We start from the raw sequence: 24059 nt of genomic DNA, 5'->3' as shown, positions 1-24059 counted from the left end.
AAGATGACGGGTATAACACACATATAACTTCGCGAAAGTATTTAAGGATATAATCATGGCTAGTGTAATTTTATACGGTGATAAAATTCATATTAAAAACAATTATAATAATGGAAATGGTGGTTATCTGGACACTAATGGTCATGCAACCGCGCAAGGCGCAAAATATAACGTATACACGGCTGCTTCGCCGAACCGCGCTCCGGGTACAGGTACGGGAACATGGCAAATTTTGTCTACGAGCGGAAAAGCCATAGGGACAGAGGTTTACAGTGGTGATACTGTGTTTCTTTTCAATCTTTACCAGAATAATGGGGGATATCTCGGCACTAATGGTCATGCGCCGTCACCTGAACTTTATAATGTTTATACGGCGGATAAAGCTGCACGTCCAGTTGATACTCTGACATGGTATATTTTTTCAGATACAACCAGTGGATATGATGGCAAAGTTCGTGAAGGTGATGTTATCCGTTTTCTGAATGGTTATAATAACGTACGTGGAGGATTTCTCGATACTTGTTTCAATGCTACTGCTGCTGGTGCAGTATATAATGTATATACTTCACGTCTTTCTAACCGGGGCAATGGAACAGGTACTTGGAATTTATCAAAAGCGATTTAATCAGGATGATACTCATCGATTAGTGTTCCATTAACTAATTCTTATATATATGTAAGAATCCGGAAATATAATTATTTTCGGATTCTTTTTCTCATTTATTGTTGATATTAGTTTTAAACTAATTAAATAGTTTTGTTATTATTCTATTATGTTGCCGATAATATTTTTAGAGGGATGATAAATTAAGTTGAATTTATTGGTCTGAAAAGACAGGGCACGAAAAAATTAATGCCCTGAGAATCATATGATAATTTAAGAAAAAGAATTAACGAATCCCGCCATATTCTTTACTGATCTCTTTTGCTGCCCGGATCACCAAAGCACCAAGTTCAGTGATTCGATCATCAGTGATCCGTGAGACTGGGCCGGAAATGGAAATAGCCGCAAAGGCTTGGTGATGCTCATCATAAATACAGGCAGCAATACAGCGCAGACCTAAAGCATGTTCTTCATCATCGAATGAATACCCTTGTTTACGTACTTGCTCCAGATTTTCTTTTAAGCTCGAAGGGGTTGTCTTGGTATGTTGTGTGTAAGAATGAAGTCCTTTCTTATGTAGTAATTGAACCAGTTGGTTATCTGACAATGTTGAAAGAAATGCTTTGCCAGCTCCGGAAGCATGCATCGGCAATTTACCTCCGATAGGGGCGGACATTCTCATCAATGCATTACACTGTACCTGATCGACAATAACCGCTTCATATTCACTGTGATCAAGAATCGCTAAATTAACGGTTTCACCGGAATCTTCCATCAAGCGGCGGAGAATCGGGTGAATGAGTGCCAATAAATTTCGGCTCTGTAAGAAACTGCTGCCGACAATAAAAGTGTGTGAACCGATAACCCACAACCCTAAATCGCCAATCTGACGGACAAAACCGTGCTGTTGTAAAGTGGTCAAAAGGCGGTGAGTGGTGGAATTTGGTAATCCGGCTTGTTGGGCTAAATCAGTCAAGGCGATACCACCGGGTGACTCGGAAATATATTCCAAAAGCGTCAGACCGCGACTTAATGACTGTACTTGCCCGTTAGCAACAGCATTATTCGCCGTAATTTTAGTTTTTTTTGTTTTTTTACTGGTAACGGCAGTGCTCATCGAAATACCCTCTGAATAATAAGATGGAATTCATTTTCATTTCTCATTATGGACGATAAACCTGAAAAACACTCATCCGATGTGTGGAAAATGCTACCTATCATTGAGATTTGAAGAAATCTCAAAATCTTGCCTAGAATCGTTATGATAGTTAATTCACTGTAAATATACAATATTATTAATATGGTAATGGTTTACTATCTATAAATATAACGAGCTGATATTGTTGGTTCGGCACGATATAAACTGCTAAAGTTTGCGAATACTTTCTATATATAAACTGGAATTCCTGTTACTTAAGTAATCTTTGTAGAATGGAATAAGCGATCTTTTTAGAAATTAGTTAATGATATTAGTCGTATTTAAGCAGGAAGAATGTGTGAATAATACCTTGGGGAATTTATAGGTAATATGGTTTTTATCTAACTATTTTTTGATTATATAATTATAAAAGAGCGTCTGTTATTGTTAAAAATAATGTTTTATATTGTTTTAAATTAGTCATAATTATTTTAATTAAATTTTTATATTTTCATTTGAATTATAAAAACATGAGAAAATATTATTAATTATATCAAGGATAATATTTTGTTACTATTTTGTCGGAATGGGAGAGTTTAATGAAACGCATTTTTTTGATTATCTGTTTTCTAACAACTTTAATTGTAGCGATTATTCAGGGTATCGGTCTGGTACTTCCTGATAAAGTTCCTGTTGAATATTTCAAAGAGAGTGGGTTTAAGAATGTGATGAGAACACTTGGTGTTATTGCTGCGGAACCTCATCCTGCGGCTTCAACACGGCAAGCGTTAATTCGGGCTTACCTGATTAACGAAATGAATAATATGGGATATAACGTTACTGAACAGACATTTCATTACTCGGCGGATGATTTGGCCTCTCGGCAGAGGAGAATATATTCAGGCTTCAATAGTCAGCAACGCCGAGCTTTTGATAAAGAGTTTGCCAGGATAAATACAGGCAATTTTGCGAAACAAGTGGAGGATCAAGCGGAATTAACTGGAACGAATCTTATCGCAAAGTTGGAGGTTCCTTCGCCAAAAGGAACTTTATTATTCGTTTCGCATTATGACAGTGTTAGGACTGCGCCAGGAGCCAGCGATAATGGTATGGCCGTCGCTTCGGTACTCCAGTTAATGCGGGATCTTGCTGAAAGAACAGATATAAAAAACAACGTTATATTTTTATTCTCTGATGCTGAAGAGTTGGGATTACTCGGTGCCTATCACTTTGTTAAGAATATTAATGAAATTGCTACTCAACCGATAGATGTTGTTTTTAATTTTGATGCTCGAGGGAATAATGGCGTGCCACTCTTATTTGAGACATCGGCAAAAAATCTTGCGCTTGTTTCAGAATGGAATCGGAATGCTTATAAGCCGGTAGCTTTTTCATTTAGCCCTATTGTGTACCAAATGTTGCAGAATAACACAGATTTTAGCGTCTTTCTGGATAGAGGGTTTACTGGGATGAATTTTGCTACCATCTTGGGTTATGAGCATTACCACCGTATGAGCGATACTGTTGAAAATCTTAACCTCGGAACTTTGTGGCGATATCAGCGAACGATTCGGGATTTGGGAGTGCATTTCGCGGTAAAAGATGAGATTAACTTATTTAAAGAGAGTGTAGATGCAGTTTACTTTCCTGTACCTTATATTGGGCTGATTATTATGTCTGTATTTACCGCTTTCGTCACAGGTATTTTAACATTTTTACTCTCTATCTCATTAGCGATAAGAAATATATGGTTTTTATCTTCACCCCAAACGGTATCAAATATTCGGAGCATGTTAAGGATAGTTGCTGGATTACTTAGCCTTATCGTCGCATTAATTGTACCTACCGCATCTTATCTTGTCACATTACCTGTTTTATTGTTTTTATTAACGGACTTGATGTTGCGGGAATTCAATAAATTTAGCGTTGCATTGATTTTATTAATTATCTGTACCTATATTACATCTATTCTCTATGTTCCGATTATATACCTTGTTTCTATCGGATTGCAGGCTCCTATAGTGGGCGGTATTCTCGCCCTGCTGCCAATACTTATTTTAGGCGCTGGTATAGTCAGTCTTTGGAAACGAATAACTTAAATCTATAAAATTATTCGTTATAATTAAAACTAATATAAAACCAGTCATTGAGTAAAAGAATAGAATGGCTGGTTAATTTCGTTAATTAAATAGTGGTAATGATATAATTAATGAACATTAATTATATCATCATGTAAAATATAGATAAAAATAATATAAATTAACTTATTAAAGTAATGTTAGGAAATAATTTTTCGAATATATTTTTGAATTGATTCATCAATAAATTTCATTGTTCTTATGTATTCTTTAAACTAAGATTATCTCTTCTTACTATTAACTGTTTGTGATTTTATGTGGTTATAGCTTTCTATCAATATTGTTTCATATAGATTCAATACATTTAAAATTGATATTTTATTATTGATTAATAACTTATTTATTAATATTTAAATGGTATGATTCACATTTGAAACTAAATTTTTTTGACGTGTAAAATAATTTTTCCAGCAAATAATTTATAAAATAATATATGTTCCTTGATTTATCTATAGCCTATTACTAAGAAAGTATAAGGGGATTTTGTATTGGTGAATAACAAATTAGAAAATCACTAGTAGCTTGGCGAGATGGACAACTATTTGACACCGATCGCATTTAAAATATAAATTTTTTTGGCAGATCTATCGCCAATGTCAGTCACTGGAGTGTGATGTAGTTGTTGAGAGCATATAGATATGAAAAATAATATTAACGGTAATTACTTTAAAGTGGCTGGTAATTTTCTCTGTAATTATAAAGTTTATCGGGAAGATAGTGATGGCAGAGTTATTATATTGTTACCTGCTATTGGTGTGGAAATCAGGAAATATGAAACTTTAATACAACAACTGGTAAAAGAGGGTTTTCAGGTTGTCACTGCTGATATGCCAGGCTATGGAGACAGTCAACCTAAACCAAGTCGAGAAAATGACTATGATTATTCCGATCTATTGCGAGATTATCTGCCGGCAATGTTAGACAAGGCTATTGAATTAAATAGCAATAAAATTCCTATTGTCTTTGGTCACAGTCTTGGGGGGCATATTGCGACGCTCTTTGCCTGCTCGACTGACAGACCATTTTCTCTGTTTTGTGTGGCAACCGGGAACGTATGGTATAAGAATTGGCAGGGAATGGGGAGGGTACAGATAATAACAGCAGCCATTATTTTTAACATTCTGACTGCGTTATATGGTTATCTCCCCGGGAAAAAGATTGGTTTTGGCATAAGAGAAGCTAAGGGATTAATGCGGGATTGGGCCAGAACCGCTTGTACGGGAAATTATGATCATGTCCGTGCTTATAAGGGTAAGGAGAATAAAAATTTATCCAAGGCTGTTTATATCTGTTTTAAAGGAGATAATTGGGCTCCGTTAAAGTCTACTCAAGTACTAGCAAGTCTTATACCTAACGCAGAAGTTAGGGAAATAACTTTATCTTTCAAAGGTAATCCTCACAGCGCCTGGATTAAACAGCCAGGAGATCTTATTGCAATCATGAAAAGAGAAATAATGGAGAATAGAGATGATTAATACATTGAAAATTCTGCGTTGGGAATTTCTAGGATTGTTTTTTATCAGTTTATTTCTGACCTGGCAGCTTGAAAGTTATATAAATTGGTGGCAATTTATTTTGTTGTTTTTTCTGATTGATATTATTGGTTATTACCCAGGGCGGATCTGGAGTTTGCTGAATAAAAAAGAAACTCCTCCTTCAGCTTTTTATACCATTTATAATATCTGCCACAATTTATTCACACTCAGTGTGATTAGTTTGCTTTGGATCTGGTTCTTTAAGGACAATTACAGCGTTATTGCGCTATTTGTCCATATCTGTCTGGATCGTGGTGTACTGGGAAATTTTCCTAAGTTATCTATTAATATATTTAAACAACCCACTGTTCATTGAAATAAATCATTGTAGAGAGATAACTTATTTGGAGAGGAACTTATATTATGAGCTTAATTAAACAGGCATCGGAAATAGAAATGCAGGCAAAAGATTGGGGTTTGGATGAGTGGTTCACTGAACAGATAAGTGTTGAACAAAGAAAAAGAAGCCATTATGCCAATGATCCTAAATTAACCTATTTGCCGGGTGATTTACGGGAGTCTCTGATCCGGGAGCTTTCTTTTAAATCGATTTCGGAATATGAAGCAACGAAAGCGTTATTGTTACTTGCAGATAAGGCACCTGACAATATCAACTTCGATTATATGCTGACTCAGATATTTGATGAAGGCAGACATGCTAAATTATTCAGAGAACATCTGGTCAGAATAGGCTTTGCGGACATCGACAATGTGGCCGGAAAGATGGAAAGCCTCTTACGAGGAAAAATGACCAATATGTTGGAGACATTAAGAACCTATTTCGACAAATGGGTGGTATTGAAAAATGATTATATTGCAGGTGTGTTGATTATTACTGTCGTTTTGGAAGGCGTACTTGCGCCAACTTCGGAACTCAGCGAAATCAAGTGGCGTCCCTTTGATATTACGGCGGCTGAGACACAGGCCAGAGCGAATGCTGATGAATTAAGACATCTGACGGTGTGTGCAAATATCGTCAAGATGGCGCTTGAAAATGATAATTCTCTAAAGCCATCGGCTCTTGAGTGTATAGAAGAAGGATTGGCGTTATGGAACAAGGTATCTGTTGATGACTTGTTTGTAGAGCGTGAAATGTTCTATCAACGGGGTATGCAGAACCATTTGCGCTTGATTGAAGGTTATGAATTAGCGCCTGGGATGCTGTTGTCCGATTCTACGGTGGAATCTCGCCTTGAACTATCTCATTCTTTGGTTGAACAGATGCAGCAGTCGCGCCTTAAATACATGGGCTTAGCGTAGATATTGGCCTTACTCAGCACGTTGTTTGAATAGGCAAAGGAGAATTAAAAATGACAAATATTGTTGAAGAACTCAGGAAGAATAGCGGGAAATACCAACATTTGACACCAGATAGATTGAAAAGATTGTTATTGGGTTCTGAGGCCGCCTCACAATGCCTGCGTTTGATGGCTCAATCCAGTATGGATGGGCTTCATCAAGTGGGTAATACTATCCGTGAAGCTTCTACGTGGCTTCCCGCTGTTGGGATTGCCTTAACAATGCATAATCATATTGTACTGGCTTGCAGTAAATTTCCTGATATATTCGAAGACAGCAACGTATTATTGAATGAAGTCATGGCATCAAAAGCGTTGGTTGCTTCTGCTTTTGCTGAGGGACTACCTGGAACGAATATTTTTACACCATCACTTAAAATGCATTCAAAAGGGGGAACGCTGTTTGTTAATGGTTCGAAGAAGCCTTGTTCTCTATCTTCGATTGCCGACTATTATGTGTTATCAGTCAGCGATACTGATCATGATAATGAGATGAGAGTCGTGCTGATTTCTAAATCGGCGCAGAATCTTAAGGTTATTCCTTTTTGGAAATTGGGAATTTTGACTGAAAGTGATAATCAAGAAATCAAATTCTTGGATGCCGAAGTATCACCTAAACGACTTTCTCATTATAAGGGGATTGAACAACAGCTGTTGCTTTCCTACGGTTTATCACTATTTAATTATTTTGCTGCAAATACTTATTCTGGAATTCTTGATGGGCTTACTCGCTTTATTCCTGAGAAAGTAGTAGAACAGCAGCCTATTAAATATAACCTGACTCAAGCTAATTATAAAATTAATGTTATTCTCGATCAGATATTGATTATTGCCTTTTATGCTAGCCAGGATGAAAATGCCGTCCATAAGATTCTCGCGTTACGTTATACCTTGGAAAAGATCCTTGAGGAAACTGCCAGTTTCATATTCCGATGTTGTGGTGGGATTAAGGTAATGACAACACCAGAAATTATGAATTTCTATTTGGCAGTACAGTTATTTAAATTTCATCCGATAGGAGAATTCCAAATGATTAACCAGATCATGCAACAAGATTAATTACTTTTTAGAATCACCTATTTATAACTCAAGGATTTTTTCGTGCTGTTTACAGCATGACTTTGTGCACCTAAAAAAAGAGAGAAAACTATGTTTGTTAATCAATATCGTGAGAATTTATTAAGCTCTGTGGGCCTTGAATTGGACATTAAGTCTGCTCAAGATAATCGGCTTACATTATCGGATGGCCAGGTTGTTAAGGATTTTTTGGCTCAATATGGCGCACTGCCATTTGGGCATAATCCTGACTTCGCTATCGCTGAAATTAATAGATTCACTGAAAATAAAGAACCTATCTTCTTTCAGCCCAATATTCACAAAAAGGTACGGCTATTAGCTGAAATGCTTGCAGAGCAAATAGATAAGGAAAAATATACCCACTGTACTTTTACTAACAGTGGCGCTGAAACAGTAGAAGCTGCGATTAAATTTACCCGTCTGTTTACTGGCAGAAAGCGTATTCTGAGTTTGCATCGCAGTTTTCATGGTAAAACCTATTCGGCATTATCCGCTACAGGATCACATCGGTTTAAAGCCGATTTCATTTACGATGATAAATTATATGAGCAGGTTGATAGTGAAGATTTAGATGAAATAAAAAGAAAGCTGGAGAGCCGGGAGTTTGCCGCATTTATCATTGAACCGGTGCAAGGAGAAGGCGGAATGAAAGTGATTCCACCAGATACCTTGTCCAATATTTTGGCACTGTGTAAAGGGAATGGCACATTGTCGGTATTTGATGAAGTTCAGACGGGTATCGGTAGGCTTGGGTCATTCTGTGCAGCCACGCTCTATGCTTTGAAACCGGATGTGATCCTGTTTTCCAAGGCGTTAGGAGCAGGTATCTCGCCGATTGGCGCGATGTTGTATTCACATGAGCTTTATTTATCCGAGTTTGACAGGAAACATAGCTCTACTTTTGCCAATAACGTTCTGGCAGCGACGATGGGGATTGCTGTTATTGAGCATTTGACTAAAGATGATGGTAAGGCGTTAACCCATATTCAAGAAGTCAGCCGCTATGTTGATGAATGTCTTGAACAATTGTCTGCTAAATACCCGGAGCATTTTTACTGGCAAGGGGCTGGGTTGATGCGTGGTCTTGAAATACAGGACAGCAAAGCGGCTTCCAATATCTTTATCAATTTCAGTCAAAGAAGCGGTGGTCTGGCTTATATCATTTGTAGTTTCTTATTGAAATATTATGGCCTTTTCACCATGCCGTTAATGTCTCGCCCTTGTTCTGTACGTTTTGAACCACCGCTTAACGTTTCCAAAGAGGATATCAAGACGTTTTTCACGGCTTTTGATGAGGTATGTCAACTGGTTCAGAATGGACGATATGACATTCTTTTTTCACACTTGATAGACATACCTGTTGCGAATCTCCCGCCACCTTCGGTGAGTTATCCAATTTCAAGAAACAATAATATTGCTCAGATTAAAGCGCCCATCTCTGGATTGGTGGAGGGTAAGAAATTCGCTTTCTTGATGCATACTACTTCAGTTAATGAGCTTGCTCACACTTATTGCCTGTCAATAAAGGAGAATTACACGCTGGAGCAGCAGAAACAGCTCAGTGACTGGATCATGCAGGTTTCCTCGATTGATTTTAATCCTGATGTCGCTATTGAATTTGGTGTTGAAAGTTCAGCGGCATATGCCAATGGTATGCTCCTTTTCTCACCTATCAGTCCCGAAGATATGATGGCATTATCGGCGAAAGAACGGGCGGTATTGATGAAGGAATATCTTGATGTGGCAGAGAAAAATGGTGCTGAAATTGTCGGTTTAGGGGCTTACACCTCGGTTATTACTAACGGTGGTCATAGTTTGGTGAATAATCGGCAGGGCAGGATATTGACTAATGGCAACTCTCTGACAGCGATGGCGGTGATTGAGGGGATACGCTCAATGTTGACAGAAAATGCATCCCGGCAAACATTGGCGGTAGTAGGCGCCAGAGGCTCCGTAGGCAGGCTTTCAGTCATTGGTTTAGCGCATAACTTTGGCCGGATTATTTTGGTTAGTCGTCCAAATAAAGCACGCGTATTGCTCTCTGAACTGACTAAAGCACTGCTCTCCTCGGTATTAAGGACTCATGATGTTATCCAGCCAGATTCAGTCATGGATAAGATGAGAAAATGGCTTTTTAAACAAAATCCGGGGGTGACAGATGCACAAGTATTACATCAGCAAGTTCTTGAAGTTGTTGGTGCCTTTGGTTTGGAAGCGATAGAGAGTTATGAACATTCCTTGAATCAGGCTGATTTTATCGTCTCGGCAACGAGTGAAGGAAAGCCTTTCTTGAATACACATTACTTGAAAGATTCCGCTATCGTTTTTGATGCGGCCAGACCTTTCGATTTCATTCGGGACGGCAATCGTCAAATTTACGAAGGGGGGTTGGTCTATCAGCCTGAGAAAGTGACCTATAGCGATAGCAACGTGATCGATGTACCTGCGGGGGTAAATCTCGCCTGTTTATCAGAGACTATCGCTGTGGCGCTTGAAGGGGTGAGTGTTCATCAAAGCATCGGTAAATCTATTGATTATAATGATGCATTGGCGATTCGGGATATCGCCAGGAAGCATGGGTTCATCCCTGTCCAGTATTCCCGAAATAATCAAGGTGAGCGTTATGAGCATGTTGCTTGATGCTCCTCAGATTATTGCCACCGGGAACGCTCAAGATGTTCTTGGCAACAGTCATCTCAGAAAAATGCTTTGCTATGCGAAGCACCCATTGAGTAGCCTGTTGTTCAATAGTGAAACATATTGGTTTACTAATCAAAGGGGGGCTATGGGTTTTTTCCAGGACAAAAATCTGCATATGTGTGTAGGCGGTATTTTGGCTCCTGTCGAAGAACGAGCTGCGCTTTTACACTCTTTTCTCAACTTCACCAGAGAAAAGCGGGCTTTCCCGGTTTTTCTGCACGGTGATGAGAGTGATTTTGTATTGTTGAAAAATAATGGTTTTTCTGTGAACCAGCTTGGCGCGAGTTATTCATTGAGTCTTGATGGATATAATATGCAAGGCAAACGGTTTCAGCAGCTTAGAAATAAAATCAGTAAATCCAGAAGAGCGGGGATTTCCGTTCGAGAGATCTGCTCGCAAGAGGAATATTATCGATTTAAACCACAACTAGAACATATTAATCAGCTTTGGTTGAAAGAAAAACATGCGAAGGTCCTGAAAAAATTGGTGATTGATTTTAACACCGTAGAAGTGAATTCAGGCGAGCACAGAGTTTATATTGCAACACAGGGAGAACAAATTCAGGCATATATTGTTTATAGTTACACTTGGGGGGAGACATCGGGATGGTTTCATAACCTATCTCGAAAAAAACCGGGTATACCCGACGGCACGATGCAATTTATTAATGAAACTGCGATTAATGACTTCCTGAAAGAGGGGGTAGTTTCCTACCTACATTTGGGCTTCACCCCTTTGGTGGAGTTCGGCGAGGAGGGATACATTAATGACTCGGCGATCTTTTATAAAATTGCCAAATGGTTGTCATCAAAAGGCGGCATTGTTTATCCAGCTGCTTCGCAACGTCAATATAAAATGAGCTGGCGGCCGTCGTTAATTGAACCGGAATATATTGCTTTCCCCAGAGGAAAAGCTATGAAAGCATTATGGTCAACATTGCGAACGACTAATAGTATTTAGCCTTTTCTTAATGTTAGGTAACAGGTGATCAGTCGGGGCTAAAAATATTTGGCTGATCACCTGTCATATTGATATATTTTCTATGGTAAATCTATTTTACTGAGCGTCTATATTTGAAATTGTTTTTCTTTTTATTTTCGGCTTTATGTTAATTATTTTATAATTTCACATTCATTATTGTTATATCTTGACAGTAAAGATTTTGTATCAATTTTACTGTTATTGGTGACTGGAAAATTATCAATATTGATAAATTCACTGGGTATCATATAGGAAGGTAAATTCTTTTTAAGAAGGTTAACTAAATTTTCCTTATCAATAATGGTTTTGAATTTACAGAAAGCAACCAAGCGAACAATAGAACCATCTTCTTTTTTTAATGGCAAAACAACAGCGCTATCAACGATAGGAAGATTCATCAGCCTTTCTTCAATTTCATGTAGCTCAATACGATATCCATTTAGTTTTATTTGGTTATCTTTCCTGCCAAAGCAATACCAGATATTGTCAATTAATTTGCCGATATCTCCAGTTCGAAAACTTCTCATTCCATGTTGATTAATTGTCAATCTATTATTGTCTTCCACTTTGGCGCCAATATATTTTCTCATAACATGAGCGCCAGAGATGACAATTTCGTCATTTTCTAATGTTAGAGTAGAACCTGATCTTGACTTTCCAATTGGCAATAATTCCATATCAGAATGGAGATGTTGATCGCTAATTTCAATTAACGTTGTTGCCACGGTAGCTTCTGTGGGACCGTAAGTATTATAGATAATTGCAAATGGAAATCTTTTCCTTAAATGCTTAACGAGACTTTTACTTAGGATTTCACCACAAAATAGAAAATGTTTTAGATTTTTTAAAAAGGAATAATTAAAATTTTGCGATAGCAACTGCTTATAGGAAAAAGAGGGTGTGGAAACCCATACTGTCGGTTGATAATGATTTAAAACTTGATAGAATTTTTCAGAATCAACTGTTGTTTCTTGAGAAATGCAAATACATGTGCCACCGTATACCAATGTGCCAAATGTTTCATACATGGATAAATCAAAATTAAATAGCGCTTGATTCATGAAAACAGGTTTTTCACCAAGTTTGAAATCATTGTACATCCATCGCATAAGATCATAAACGCTTTCACGTCCAATGACTACTCCTTTAGGTTTTCCTGTGCTACCGGATGTGAACATGATATAGGCAACATTATCTTCATCAAACTCAATATAATCAACGTTTGTCGTTTTGAATTGATTGTTAATTACATCGTAGTAATAAGGCGTGTTGGATAGTGATGCAATTTCTAACAAGCGTTGTATTGGATAAATTATATCGATTGGAATAAATGGGATCTTATAGGTTATACATGCATAAATTGAAACTAAAAAATTAGCTTCTTTGTGTCCGTATAAGATCAAAGGCGTGTTGCGGTGTAAGTTTAATTCTAAATATTTAGAATGCCACTTTTTAATTTCATCATATAAATCACGCCAATAAATGACTTGATCTGAACCCACGATGACGGGGGTGTCTGGATGAGAAGGCGCTATAATTCTATCGTTAATGAATAAATCAAAGTTTGATTCGCTATATTCGTTGAGATATTTCATTTTATAAAACTGTATCCACTAAAAATATATAAAGAAAAACAAATTAAAGTTAACGTTGTCAGTCTGCCAAAGAAAGATATGATCTTTGTATTTAGGATATTAGTGATATTTCCTTTATCTCTGGTGTAATTAATTAAACAGTTATGCATTACTGAGTAAGAACCAAATAAAGCACCACTTATAATGTAATTAAGTTCTAGTCCATTCCAAATACCCATACAAAATAATGTGATAAAGATACTGATATTCTGGGCAAAAAGTCTATGATTTTTGAAAAATTCTTTCTCCATTAGCATCTTATATAATGGCATAAATATGACGTCTCTTAACCATTCAGATAAACTAATATGAAATCTACGCCAAAAGTCCTGTGGGTTTTTGGCTAAAATTGGATAATGGAAATTAATAGGTAAGTTTATGCCAAATAGCTTGCCTGCGCCACAAGCCATATTGGTATAACCTGCAAAATCAAAATATAAGTAAAAGCTATAACTTATAGCAACTACTAAGTATGATTCAATAGTGTCTTTATTGATATAGTCAGATAAAAATACATTATAGATAAGGGCTGCGAATAAAAATTTCTGAACTACGCCATATAATATTTGTCCAGCACCGGCAAACCATTTTTCTAAAGAGACTGGCGCTTGTAATTCAAATAAATCACGTTTGAAGCTGTTCCATCGATACATAGGGCCAGCCAGCCAAACTAATGGTAAGAATAAATAGGAAAAATATTCATAAATTACTATTTTCTGTTTCTTACTAGAGAATAAAATGACATCTATAGCCCTGAATGTAAAAAAGGATAAACCGATAACGCTAAGTAGATGACTAAATTCTAAATTTAATTTTACTAAAAATAAAGGTGAAATTATTAGCAGAGAAGATACTAATTTATTAATTATATTCTTTTTGAAAATTAAAGTTATTAAATAGAAATAAATAGATAATGCTATAGGTATATAAATTTTATATCTAAAAATAATACACCAGCAGATAATAGAAAATATACTTAATGCAATTTTAGAATTTATTTTTTTATTAAAAAATAGAAAGAATAAAGAAAAAACAATTGAGGCTGAAAATAGATAAATGAAAAAGTTAAAATTTGCAAACATGTCTTTTTATGCCTTTTCTATTCTAAAATTGCTGATATTCATATTTTACTTTAACTTCACTGCTACCATTGACGATAGAATCAGAATGATAAAATAAGGTAAGCATTAGAAAAAAATATAATAAAAAAGCCTTTATAAAATATTTCATTTAGCAAAATGCTCCACAATAGCTTTATCAGTTAATAACCAACCATATTCCCCCATATGCATAATATCAGTTAATACTCCTGGTTGATATTGTTCTTCAATAAGATTTAAATATCCCATGCTATGAGATTTTACTTTCTCTGATATAATATTTTCAACGGGATTAAAGTTATTTGTATCTGTGTATACATAAGGGTTTAATGGCTGCATAATAAATAGAGCATCGACATTATATTTCGCCAATAAATTTAATAAGTTGTCAAGGGCATGTATTTCTTTGCTGTAATTGATTCCGTTAGGGAATGCTTTTTTACTTTTTTTATCCTTTACATACTTTTCATAGTATTTTTTATTTACCCATTGCGTCTCTTTGCTCATATTGTTAAGTTCAATATTTTTAGCATCATTAGCTAGATTTAGCCATTGAACTTCGGTATTAGCGATTTCAAATTGTTTTTTCATTAAAGGATATTCATGAGATACATAAATATTTTCAACTTTAATTTTATGATTGTCGTTTATTATGTTTTGGATGTTTACTCTTGCGTCTGCTATGTAATTTAAAGAATTTGTAACTGATGATACTATTATATTGTCTTTATAAATTAATTTTAATTGGGTGGAGTTTAAATTTTTAAAGTCATTTTTGTTTTTATTGAGATAGTTGGAAAATATATTTTTTGCATTCTCATCATTTGCGAGTTTATTGGCGATATAGGATGGGAAATGAGAATTGTATGCTTGTGGCAGCAGATCTGTTTTTTCAAACCATCCCGGCGATAGGATAATGACTATTCTGCTATCTTTATTTAAATATTCTTGATAAGCTGATAAATAACCATAAATTGCTAATAACTCAAAATGCGCTTTACCAACACCTATTGTCGGAATATTTAAATTTTTTGTTAAAAAATTATATGGAATGAATTTATGTGCTCTGCTGGTTAATTCGGAAGATCCAAATAAAATGACATGATTATTTTTAAAACCGTATTCAAATGATTTTTCTTTTGGGAAGTCAATGGCATTGTGTTGATCTGTAATAGTAGGTATATAGTTGATCGATTTATTATCGTCTTCAATATATTTGTATTCTACTATTTTCGCATGGAAACTATTAATAAATACTATAATGGATGAAAAAATAATTGCTGCGAATAATAACGCTGCGATATTAATAGATATCTTTTTTAACATCATTTCAAGCTGTTTAAATAGTGGATAATTGACTTAGGGGTTTCGAGAATAGATTCAGCATCAGTTGCTGATATGTAGCAATCGAATTCCTCTTGTAATTCCAGGATGAGATCGACTGTAGTAATTGAATCTATTAAATTTTGCTTCAAAAGCTCATCATCTAATTCAACATTTTTTCTGGCAATTTTGTTGACTATCGATAATATTTGCTGTTCAAGTTCCATATATTATCCTTTTATACCAAGATTGTATTTGTATGATTTATTTATAATAAGTACTGCTTGATGGCTAGAAAAAATAATAGCTACCGCACAAGCTAAAGTATATTTGCTTGCTAATATAACTGTTATTCCTTCAGTTCGTTTGATTGATTTTACATATGTTATTAAACAGTATGGGATATCAATATCTCAGTTTTAATCGTGATGCATACTAATTGATAGTCCTTTTTTTATCAAGATAATATGATTGTTCTGCGTACAATTTACTAATAAATGAGAAAATAATGTTCTTTTTAAAATACCCTATGATTTACTATCCCTCAATATAATTAAATGTGTAAATAAAAATGCCGACTAATTCACACTGGGATTTTCAACAGAAAGCTATTTAAAAATAAATAGTAAAATTAAAAGGAATTTTCATGATCCTTCCGGTGAATCTGCATTTCCGCACTAAAGGGAATGAAGAAAGAGAGGGTACTACTATTATGGAGATCTGTTTAGCCTTGCTATAGCAGCCATTTTTTATTTTAGAGATAGGCTATTTCTATTCACTTGAGAAGATGTTTATTGCTCTTTTAACATGAGAGTCAGTACTGAGATCCCTACACAGTAAATGATTAGGGAGTAAAATGATGGATTTATTGTAATATCCCGCTCAGCCAGAAGACTGAATGGGATATTAACTACCTGAAAAACTATACTTATTCAAACAAACGCTGATGAAGGGTTTGAACAATTTGTTCTGCATCTTTGCCTTGAACAAGCAAGCACAGGTTATGGTTACTGGCGCCATGACTGATCATGCGGAGATTGAATCTTTCCAGCACACTAAAAACCTTTTTTCCTAATCCGTTGGTTTGGGAAAGCTGATTACCAATAATTGCCACCAGCGCTAGATCTTCTTCCACTTCAACCCGACACAGTGTCGAAAGCTCCGTCATAAGCGCATTGGTCAGCAGGCTGCCATTCGTGCTGGTGGAGCCAGTGGTGTCGAGTGTTAATGCCACATTGACTTCCGAGGTGGTGATCAAATCCACCGAGATATTATGACGTGACAGAATAGTAAATATTTCGGCCAAAAATCCTTGTGCGTGCAGCATTTTCAGGCTGTGTAATGTCAGTAACGTCTGTTTCTGGCGCAGGGTAATAGCGCGGAACTGTGGGGGGGCTTCTGTGGTATCACAGACCAGCGTACCGCCAGCCTGTGGGTTTTTACTAGAGCCGACAAATACTGGAATGCCACAGCGAATAGCAGGAAACAGCGTTGCCGGATGTAGAATTTTGGCGCCAAATGTTGCCATTTCCGCCGCTTCATCAAAGGCAATCTGATCAATTCGTTGGGCGGTTGGAACGACTCGCGGGTCAGTGGTGTAAATGCCCGGAACATCTGTCCAGATATCAACGCGTTTCAGGCCAAGGGCTTCTCCCAAGAGCGCCGCAGTATAATCGCTGCCACCGCGCCCCAGTGTAGTGGTACGACCGTTCTCTTCACGACCAATAAAGCCTTGGGTGACAACCAGGGTATTTTTCAGTTGTGGTAAGAGATGTTCTGTTGCCAACGATTGAAGTTGTTCATGGTTTGGTTCTGCACGGCCAAAATAATCATTGGTATACATTACCTTGCGTATATCAAACCATTCGACATCTTTACCACGCTGGCGAAGCAATTCGGTAAATAATCGTGTGGACATCAGTTCACCGTGGCTGACTAATTCATCTGTCAGAGCCGCAGAGGTTGCCAGAGATGCGGCCTTAGCAAGGGTTTTAATACTTTCCAGTAGACGATTAATCTCTTGACGAATAGTATCGGATTCATGCAAGCGATCAATAATTGCGTATTGAATGGCGTGGATCTGTTTCAAATAGTCAACCCGCTTATCTGCATCGCAGCCTGCCGCTAATGCAACTAATAAGTTGGTTATACCGGCGGAAGCAGACAGCACAACCACACGTACTGCTTTATTTGCCAGTACGATATCTGCACTGTTATTCATGGCATCGAAATTTGCCACGCTGGTACCACCAAATTTTGCGACTATATGCCCGCCAATTTCAGGGCATTGGGATGAAACAGCACTCATTGCGATAACCTTCTGTTAACTGGATAGTCTTTTAGAAATATCGGGTTAACGGGTTTGAGTCAACGGGGTGAAGAGTGACATCAATATCTTTCATGACGCGATAAGAATCATAAAATAAATTGAGGATAGTCGAGAGAGGCAATTATTTTTTATATACCCGTCATCTTTCAAGTTGCCTCTTTGTTGGCTGCACTCACTCACCCCGGTCACATAGTTTGCTATGCTCCCGGGGATTCGCTCCTTTGCCGTCGCGATGCATCTTGAAATCTATAAGGTATACACCTCAGTAAATAGAACTAGAAAAACTTAATCGTTTTGACCAATATCAGCGATTAAAGGAAAAGAGGCTCGAATCATAGAATTACAGGTTACAATCTTTCTTTACTCCCAATTAATTACAGCCAGTTGATAGAGAGCATAGCTATGAAAAATATCAATCCTAGTCAAACCTCAGCTTGGAAAGCGTTAGAACAGCATTTTGCGCAGATAAAGGATATTCACATACGTGAATTGTTTGAACAGGACCCAAATCGTTTTGCTAAGTTCTCAGCGACATTCGATGACCAGATCCTGGTGGATTTTTCAAAAAATCGCATCACAACGGAGACATTAGAAAAGTTACAGGCGCTTGCTAAAGAGACGGATGTTGCCGAGGCTATTCGCAGTATGTTTTCTGGTGAGAAAATTAATCGTACTGAAGATCGCGCTGTACTGCATATTGCACTACGTAATCGCAGCAACACCCCGATTGTGGTTGATGGAGATGATGTTACGCGGCAGGTCAACGCGGTGTTGGCAAAAATGAAAGATTTCAGTGAGCGTGTGATTAATGGCGAGTGGAAAGGTTATACCGGTAAGGTGATTACTGATGTGGTGAATATTGGTATCGGTGGTTCAGATCTTGGCCCTTATATGGTGACGGAAGCGCTGAAACCTTATAAGAATCACTTGAATATGCATTTTGTTTCTAATGTTGATGGAACCCATATAGCGGAGACTTTGAAAGCGCTTGACCCGGAAACGACATTGTTTCTCATTGCTTCCAAGACGTTCACTACTCAGGAAACGATGACCAATGCTCACTCTGCCCGTGACTGGTTCCTAAAAAGTGCGAGTGATGAAGGGCATATTGCAAAGCATTTTGCGGCGCTTTCTACAAATGAGCCGGAAGTTAAGCGATTTGGTATTGATACCAAAAATATGTTTGAGTTTTGGGATTGGGTTGGCGGCCGTTATTCATTGTGGTCAGCGATTGGTTTGTCTATTGCACTTTCTGTCGGGTTTGAAAATTTTGAACAATTGCTTAGTGGGGCGCATGCAATGGATCAGCACTTTGCCAATACCCCATTTGAGCGGAATATTCCTGTATTGCTGGCGTTAATTGGTATTTGGTACAACAATTTCTTTGGCTCGGAAACTGAAGCGATTCTGCCATACGATCAATATATGCATCGTTTTGCGGCTTATTTCCAGCAAGGCAATATGGAATCCAATGGTAAATATATCGATCGTAATGGTCATCCGGTGGATTACCAAACCGGCCCAATCATCTGGGGAGAGCCTGGAACAAATGGTCAGCACGCGTTCTATCAGCTTATTCATCAGGGAACTAAACTGATCCCCTGCGATTTTATTGCGCCAGCCATCAGCCATAACCCATTGAGCGACCATCACAGCAAATTGTTATCTAACTTCTTTGCTCAGACGGAAGCATTAGCCTTTGGTAAATCTCGTGAGCAGGTGGATGTTGAATTTGTTGCTAGCGGTAAAAGTGCGGTTGAAGTTGAACATGTTGCGCCATCTAAAGTGTTTGAAGGAAATCGCCCGACTAATTCTATTCTGTTACGTGAAATTACCCCATTTAGTTTGGGGGCGTTGATTGCCATGTATGAACATAAGATATTTGTACAAGGGGCGATTCTCAACATCTTTACTTTTGACCAGTGGGGGGTTGAATTGGGTAAGCAATTGGCTAACCGTATTTTGCCGGAGCTTGAGGATAGTGAAGAGGTTATCAGCCACGATAGTTCGACAAATGGGTTGATTAATCGTTTTAAAGCATGGCGTTAGTCACTTATTCTGAGTCAGGAATTTAATCGATATAAGCGAATTATGTTCATCATAATTCGCTTATTTTTACTCAACAATATTTATAGAATCCGTTATAACTTTTTATTCTGTATACCTACAACGTGGTATTCTCTACGGTTATCAATTGTACTGTCGGATAAAAGAAATTTGTCCTAATGGAAAATCGTATGTTAACTGACTCAATATTAACAACGGAGCCTATTCAGTGGCTTTCGGTGGACTCGCCCATTTTGTCTGATGAGATTTTAGATTGGTTGATGGAATTGGGCTCAATGACTCGCCGTTTTGAGCAATATTGTAATCGTGTGTGTATCATACCATTCAGAGAATGTTTTATTACCGCCGAACAACTTTCTGATGAAAGTGAGTGTTTGCCAACGAGTCAAAGATATTGGCTGCGTGAGATCGTGCTGTGTGGCGATAATATCCCCTGGCTATTGGGGCGGACGTTAATCCCAGAAGCAACATTAACAGGCCCTGATGAAAGTTTGGTTGATTTAGGAACAGTCCCGCTGGGACGGTATCTTTTTAGTGGTAATAAATTGACGCGGGACTATATTCATGTGGGGCAGCAGGTAAACCGTTGGGCAAGACGATCATTGCTAAGGTTATCAGGCAAGCCATTATTATTAACCGAAGTCTTTTTACCTGAATCACCTGTATATAAAGGTAAAATTTAAAAGGGGGAAACCGAAGTGGCGGGAAGTATGGCGCAAAGTAAATGGCTGGCCTATTGCCGTTTAATGCGTATTGATAAGCCTATAGGTGCATTATTGTTGTTGTGGCCGACTTTCTGGGCCTTGTGGATGGCCGGGAAAGGGATTCCGGATATGCACATATTATTGGTCTTTACTGCCGGTGTGTTTCTGATGCGTGCAGCGGGATGTGTAATCAATGATTTTGCTGACAGAAAGTTTGATGGTTATGTTGAACGCACAAAAGCACGTCCCCTGCCGAGTGGGTCCATCAGCGAGAAAGAGAGTAAGATCCTGTTTGTCGTGCTGGCGCTGATCTCTTTTGGGCTGGTGCTGACCTTGAATAAAATGGCGATCGGGTTGTCAGTTGTTGGGTTGGTTCTGGCTTGGTTTTACCCCTTTGTTAAACGGTTTAGTCATCTTCCTCAGTTTGTGCTAGGGGCAGCTTACGGTTGGGCTATTCCTATGGGATTTGCTGCGGTTAGTGAGTCTTTACCACTAGAGTGTTGGTTATTATTCCTGGTTAATATCTTCTGGTCGGTTATTTATGATACACAATATGCGATGGTCGATCGAAACGATGATTTAAAAATTGGTGTTAAGTCCACAGCTATCCTGTTTGGTCGTTTCGATAAATTGATTATAGGGTTATTGCAATTGACTATGTTACTGGTGCTGGCGCTGGTGGGTTATATGATGAATCTGGGCGGTATCTATTATTGGTCACTGTTGCTTGCGGGTACGCTATTTATTTATCAGCAGAAACTGATCGCCGACCGGGAAAGAACACTGTGTTTCCAGGCATTCCTCAATAATAACTATGTAGGTTTGGTGTTATTCCTTGGCATTTTTTTCAGCTATGTCTGAAATATCTGGTGATAATGTGAATAACCATTATCACCAGTATTTAAGAAGATTATCCTTCCTTGGCACTCTCTTCGGTATCGTTATGCTCTGGCGGCAAACTAACACTCTCGATCGTAAGACGAATCTCAGGTGACATCAGTTCACCCAATACCTGATACAGATCGTGGGTATTTGCTGTAATCGCATTGCCACTGTCACTGATATAACCTTCTTCACGTAGTGTATTTACTGACGTAGTAAATACCGCCTTATCAAAGAATTCAGGTGCGTTGATGCCATGCAATACCGACAGACGTTGCGCTAACATTCGACTCTCTTTTTCCAGCGCTCCCCGGCTGATTATTGGGTTGGCGTTCAGTAAAGAGAGGGTGATGGCATAACGTTGCAGTGTTTCACGGACACCGGCTGCCAGTAATTGCAGGGGGCGGATACGTGCTGGATTAAGCACCAGCATGCCATGCTCCTTGTTGCAGATAAGGCACTGGCGGGTCAGTTCGTTGATCAGCGTATTAACCACTTCTGGCAACTCTGCTTTGCTATAACGCATAAACAGTTCGGCTTTAAGGAGTGGATAAATGATCGCGACCTGGTTTAACAACGCTTCGCGGCTGATGCGGCGATGATGAATCACGATGCAGGCAATCAGCGATGGCAGTACTAAGAGATGTTGAATATTGTTGCGGTAGTAGGTCATCAAAACTGCCCGATCACGCGGCAGAATGATAATGTCGCCCATACTGTCTTTGTCTACCTCGAACTTATCCATTTGCAGAGCGTGTTCTAACAACTCCTCTGCGGTTTTCTTTGGTACAGTGACATCGGCAGCGTAGGGCGCATTGCTCATGAGCTGTATATAACAATCCAGTTGCTCAAGCAGTTGCTCACGAGTTAGCGCTCGCTGACGTGACGAAAGCAGGGCAGTTGAACATAAGTTGATCGCGTTAGCCGCTGCAGTGTTGTTAATGCTTACCATAATCTTTTCAGACAGTTGACTGACTGTCGGATTGAACCATTCGGGACGATGGAATTCTATTGGATCAATAGAATCGCGCCAGCTAGGAACATGGTTGTTAAGGTATTGGATCAACGGGATGGGTTCGCCAAAGTTGACGTAGCCTTGCCCCAGATTACGAAGTTTGCGCAAACCGCGTATCATCTGGAAAAAGCCCTCTTTCTCTTTGGTTGCGCCACGCAGCTCTTTGGCATAGGTGGAAACTTCCATCACATGTTCGTAGCCGATATAGATCGGAATAATGGTAATTGGGCGTGATTCGCCTCTCAACAGCGCCTGTAACGTCATGGACAGCGTACCCGTTTTGGGATCGAGTAAACGACCAGTCCTGGAGCGACCGCCTTCCATAAAGTATTCAACAGAATAACCTCGGGCAAATAACTCACCTAGATATTCCCGGAATATCGTGGCGTAGAGTTTATTACCCTTAAACGTGCGGCGGATGAAAAATGCGCCAAGGCGGCGGAATATTGGCCCTGCCGGCCAAAAATTCAGGTTGATGCCAGCGGCGATGTGGGGCGGCACCAAGCCTTGATGATAGAGCACATAGGAGAGCAGCAAATAATCCATGTGGCTACGGTGGCAGGGCGCATAAACCAGTTCGTGGCCATCCTGTGCCAGACGGCGGATGCGTTCAGCATTGTGAACATTGATCCCTTGATACAGGCGATTCCAGGTCCAACCCAGTACGCGGCCTGACAGCCGTACCGTTTCATAAGAGAAATCCGCCGCAATCTCTTCCATCATATTAATGGCATTTTGTCGGGCTTTCTCATGTGAGATTTTCTTGCTGCGGGCCTCATCGGAGACCGCCTTTTCTATTGCTTTCGATGCCAGTAACTTGTTAAACAACTCTTGACGAACCGGCAGGCGTGGCCCAACGGCTGCCAGGCGTTGACGTGAATAGTGCATTCGTGCCACGCGAGCCAGCTTATGGGCAATCGTCTTGTCAGTGCCATGCTCAGTTGCCATATAGCGTAGCGATACTGTGTTTGAAAAGCGCACAAAACTATCTCGGCCTAGCCAGAGAATGGCAAAGAATTTTTGGATACCATTGAGTAGCCGCAAATGTGGAGCGCTCTGCCCTTCGCGTCCCGGGGAACGGCCGAACATGACAGAAACTGGCAGCAGTTGGATATCCAGATTTGGATTATTGCGATGAAGATCTAGGTAATCATGGAAAATTTTCACGGATTCCTGCTTTGGCGCACAATAGCGGAATACACGTGGGCCATTATCGATAAATACATAGCTAGGAAGTTCAGTGTCACCAATCTCCAGTGAATTTAATGGGTCCGGCAGATCCTGTTCAAGACATTGCTGACGTAATGCCAGTAAGTCTGCTTTGGAATGATACGGCAGCACGTACAGAATCGGGCGTGTCGTATCAAGCCGCAATTCGGTAATAGGATCTGTGGGGATAAGTTTGCTCTTTACCAGTATTTTTAGTGGTAAATTCAATAATTTATAATATATTTTACGCCAACTTGACATAAATATCTTGAAGCCTCTTGTTAGCAACACGTTGCCAGCATACCAGAAACAGATGTTGAGATC

At 38.7% G+C, this 24059-nt stretch carries 18 protein-coding genes; 11 read left to right on the top strand and 7 right to left on the bottom strand.

The genetic code is table 11. The features are described 5' to 3' along the window. Positions 1 to 55 precede the first annotated feature (55 nt). On the top strand, positions 56 to 625 hold the full coding sequence (locus BA1DRAFT_RS09105) for a hypothetical protein (RefSeq protein ID WP_036778146.1): 570 nt from the start codon (positions 56 to 58) through the stop codon (positions 623 to 625). 265 nt (positions 626 to 890) lie between these two features. Here the strand turns inward: BA1DRAFT_RS09105 and iclR are convergent, their stop codons facing one another. Continuing rightward, positions 891 to 1721, bottom strand: coding sequence for a glyoxylate bypass operon transcriptional repressor IclR (gene iclR / locus BA1DRAFT_RS09100; RefSeq protein ID WP_036778144.1), 831 nt, complete (start codon positions 1719 to 1721; stop codon positions 891 to 893). A 620-nt stretch (positions 1722 to 2341) separates the two neighbouring features. On the opposite strand from iclR, the gene BA1DRAFT_RS09095 reads away from it, so the two are divergent. From BA1DRAFT_RS09095 to BA1DRAFT_RS09065, 7 genes are all read left to right on the top strand, one after another. Next, positions 2342 to 3841 carry a M28 family metallopeptidase gene (locus BA1DRAFT_RS09095; RefSeq protein ID WP_036778142.1) on the top strand — a complete coding sequence of 500 codons (1500 nt, stop codon included), beginning with the start codon at positions 2342 to 2344 and terminating at the stop codon, positions 3839 to 3841. A gap of 677 nt (positions 3842 to 4518) precedes the next feature. Next, positions 4519 to 5355 (top strand): alpha/beta fold hydrolase, encoded by an 837-nt coding sequence (locus BA1DRAFT_RS09090; protein ID WP_036778140.1) that lies wholly within the window; start codon positions 4519 to 4521, stop codon positions 5353 to 5355. Next, positions 5348 to 5731 (top strand): membrane protein, encoded by a 384-nt coding sequence (locus BA1DRAFT_RS09085; RefSeq protein ID WP_036778138.1) that lies wholly within the window; start codon positions 5348 to 5350, stop codon positions 5729 to 5731. The genes BA1DRAFT_RS09090 and BA1DRAFT_RS09085 overlap by 8 nt, the downstream gene beginning before the upstream one ends. A gap of 47 nt (positions 5732 to 5778) precedes the next feature. Next, on the top strand, positions 5779 to 6675 hold the full coding sequence (locus BA1DRAFT_RS09080; RefSeq protein ID WP_036778136.1) for a hypothetical protein: 897 nt from the start codon (positions 5779 to 5781) through the stop codon (positions 6673 to 6675). Positions 6676 to 6725: 50 nt separating this feature from the next. Further along, positions 6726 to 7772, top strand: coding sequence for an acyl-CoA dehydrogenase middle domain-containing protein (locus tag BA1DRAFT_RS09075; RefSeq protein ID WP_036778135.1), 1047 nt, complete (start codon positions 6726 to 6728; stop codon positions 7770 to 7772). A gap of 90 nt (positions 7773 to 7862) precedes the next feature. Continuing rightward, positions 7863 to 10430, top strand: a complete 2568-nt coding sequence (locus tag BA1DRAFT_RS09070) for an aminotransferase class III-fold pyridoxal phosphate-dependent enzyme (protein WP_036778133.1) — start codon at positions 7863 to 7865, stop codon at positions 10428 to 10430. Next, positions 10414 to 11451, top strand: a complete 1038-nt coding sequence (locus BA1DRAFT_RS09065) for a DUF2156 domain-containing protein (RefSeq protein WP_036778132.1) — start codon at positions 10414 to 10416, stop codon at positions 11449 to 11451. The genes BA1DRAFT_RS09070 and BA1DRAFT_RS09065 overlap by 17 nt, the downstream gene beginning before the upstream one ends. Positions 11452 to 11603: 152 nt before the next feature. On the opposite strand, the gene BA1DRAFT_RS09060 is transcribed toward BA1DRAFT_RS09065, so the two are convergent. The 5 genes from BA1DRAFT_RS09060 to lysC form a co-directional block, all read right to left on the bottom strand. Beyond that, positions 11604 to 13067: an AMP-binding protein gene (locus BA1DRAFT_RS09060; protein ID WP_036778130.1), complete on the bottom strand. Its 1464-nt coding sequence runs from the start codon at positions 13065 to 13067 to the stop codon at positions 11604 to 11606. Further along, on the bottom strand, positions 13064 to 14188 hold the full coding sequence (locus BA1DRAFT_RS09055; protein ID WP_036778129.1) for an MBOAT family O-acyltransferase: 1125 nt from the start codon (positions 14186 to 14188) through the stop codon (positions 13064 to 13066). Before BA1DRAFT_RS09055 ends, BA1DRAFT_RS09060 begins: the two co-directional genes overlap by 4 nt. Before the next feature lie 144 nt (positions 14189 to 14332). Beyond that, a complete protein-coding gene (locus BA1DRAFT_RS09050) occupies positions 14333 to 15535 on the bottom strand; it encodes a D-alanyl-lipoteichoic acid biosynthesis protein DltD (protein ID WP_082303660.1) in 1203 nt (400 codons plus the stop codon). Then, positions 15532 to 15756, bottom strand: coding sequence for a phosphopantetheine-binding protein (locus BA1DRAFT_RS09045; RefSeq protein ID WP_036778127.1), 225 nt, complete (start codon positions 15754 to 15756; stop codon positions 15532 to 15534). The genes BA1DRAFT_RS09050 and BA1DRAFT_RS09045 overlap by 4 nt, the downstream gene beginning before the upstream one ends. A 701-nt stretch (positions 15757 to 16457) precedes the next feature. Continuing rightward, a complete protein-coding gene (lysC, locus tag BA1DRAFT_RS09040; protein WP_036778125.1) occupies positions 16458 to 17837 on the bottom strand; it encodes a lysine-sensitive aspartokinase 3 in 1380 nt (459 codons plus the stop codon). Positions 17838 to 18260: 423 nt separating this feature from the next. On the opposite strand from lysC, the gene pgi reads away from it, so the two are divergent. The 3 genes from pgi to ubiA all read left to right on the top strand — a co-directional run bounded on the left by pgi (position 18261) and on the right by ubiA (position 21490). Continuing rightward, entirely contained in the window at positions 18261 to 19907 is a 1647-nt protein-coding gene (gene pgi, locus BA1DRAFT_RS09035; protein ID WP_036778123.1) for a glucose-6-phosphate isomerase, read from the top strand. A 188-nt stretch (positions 19908 to 20095) separates the two neighbouring features. After that, positions 20096 to 20608 carry a chorismate lyase gene (gene ubiC, locus BA1DRAFT_RS09030; RefSeq protein WP_036778121.1) on the top strand — a complete coding sequence of 171 codons (513 nt, stop codon included), beginning with the start codon at positions 20096 to 20098 and terminating at the stop codon, positions 20606 to 20608. A gap of 27 nt (positions 20609 to 20635) precedes the next feature. Beyond that, positions 20636 to 21490 (top strand): 4-hydroxybenzoate octaprenyltransferase, encoded by an 855-nt coding sequence (gene ubiA / locus BA1DRAFT_RS09025; RefSeq protein ID WP_036778161.1) that lies wholly within the window; start codon positions 20636 to 20638, stop codon positions 21488 to 21490. Positions 21491 to 21539: 49 nt separating this feature from the next. On the opposite strand, the gene plsB is transcribed toward ubiA, so the two are convergent. Beyond that, positions 21540 to 23996 carry a glycerol-3-phosphate 1-O-acyltransferase PlsB gene (plsB, locus tag BA1DRAFT_RS09020; RefSeq protein WP_036778119.1) on the bottom strand — a complete coding sequence of 819 codons (2457 nt, stop codon included), beginning with the start codon at positions 23994 to 23996 and terminating at the stop codon, positions 21540 to 21542. Positions 23997 to 24059 lie beyond the last annotated feature (63 nt).

The sequence above is a fragment of the Photorhabdus aegyptia genome, assembly GCF_000612035.1.
GTDB lineage: Bacteria > Pseudomonadota > Gammaproteobacteria > Enterobacterales > Enterobacteriaceae > Photorhabdus > Photorhabdus akhurstii.
The sequence above is the reverse complement of the archived record's forward strand: the minus strand, read 5'-3'. Positions and strand labels throughout refer to the sequence as shown.

Coding starts and splice junctions, on each gene's coding strand:
- BA1DRAFT_RS09105 (WP_036778146.1), top strand. CDS start 56: ATGGCTAGTGTAATTTTATACGGTGATAAAATTCATATTAAAAACAAT.
- iclR (WP_036778144.1), bottom strand. CDS start 1,721: ATGAGCACTGCCGTTACCAGTAAAAAAACAAAAAAAACTAAAATTACG.
- BA1DRAFT_RS09095 (WP_036778142.1), top strand. CDS start 2,342: ATGAAACGCATTTTTTTGATTATCTGTTTTCTAACAACTTTAATTGTA.
- BA1DRAFT_RS09090 (WP_036778140.1), top strand. CDS start 4,519: ATGAAAAATAATATTAACGGTAATTACTTTAAAGTGGCTGGTAATTTT.
- BA1DRAFT_RS09085 (WP_036778138.1), top strand. CDS start 5,348: ATGATTAATACATTGAAAATTCTGCGTTGGGAATTTCTAGGATTGTTT.
- BA1DRAFT_RS09080 (WP_036778136.1), top strand. CDS start 5,779: ATGAGCTTAATTAAACAGGCATCGGAAATAGAAATGCAGGCAAAAGAT.
- BA1DRAFT_RS09075 (WP_036778135.1), top strand. CDS start 6,726: ATGACAAATATTGTTGAAGAACTCAGGAAGAATAGCGGGAAATACCAA.
- BA1DRAFT_RS09070 (WP_036778133.1), top strand. CDS start 7,863: ATGTTTGTTAATCAATATCGTGAGAATTTATTAAGCTCTGTGGGCCTT.
- BA1DRAFT_RS09065 (WP_036778132.1), top strand. CDS start 10,414: ATGAGCATGTTGCTTGATGCTCCTCAGATTATTGCCACCGGGAACGCT.
- BA1DRAFT_RS09060 (WP_036778130.1), bottom strand. CDS start 13,067: ATGAAATATCTCAACGAATATAGCGAATCAAACTTTGATTTATTCATT.
- BA1DRAFT_RS09055 (WP_036778129.1), bottom strand. CDS start 14,188: ATGTTTGCAAATTTTAACTTTTTCATTTATCTATTTTCAGCCTCAATT.
- BA1DRAFT_RS09050 (WP_082303660.1), bottom strand. CDS start 15,535: ATGATGTTAAAAAAGATATCTATTAATATCGCAGCGTTATTATTCGCA.
- BA1DRAFT_RS09045 (WP_036778127.1), bottom strand. CDS start 15,756: ATGGAACTTGAACAGCAAATATTATCGATAGTCAACAAAATTGCCAGA.
- lysC (WP_036778125.1), bottom strand. CDS start 17,837: ATGAGTGCTGTTTCATCCCAATGCCCTGAAATTGGCGGGCATATAGTC.
- pgi (WP_036778123.1), top strand. CDS start 18,261: ATGAAAAATATCAATCCTAGTCAAACCTCAGCTTGGAAAGCGTTAGAA.
- ubiC (WP_036778121.1), top strand. CDS start 20,096: ATGTTAACTGACTCAATATTAACAACGGAGCCTATTCAGTGGCTTTCG.
- ubiA (WP_036778161.1), top strand. CDS start 20,636: ATGGCGCAAAGTAAATGGCTGGCCTATTGCCGTTTAATGCGTATTGAT.
- plsB (WP_036778119.1), bottom strand. CDS start 23,996: ATGTCAAGTTGGCGTAAAATATATTATAAATTATTGAATTTACCACTA.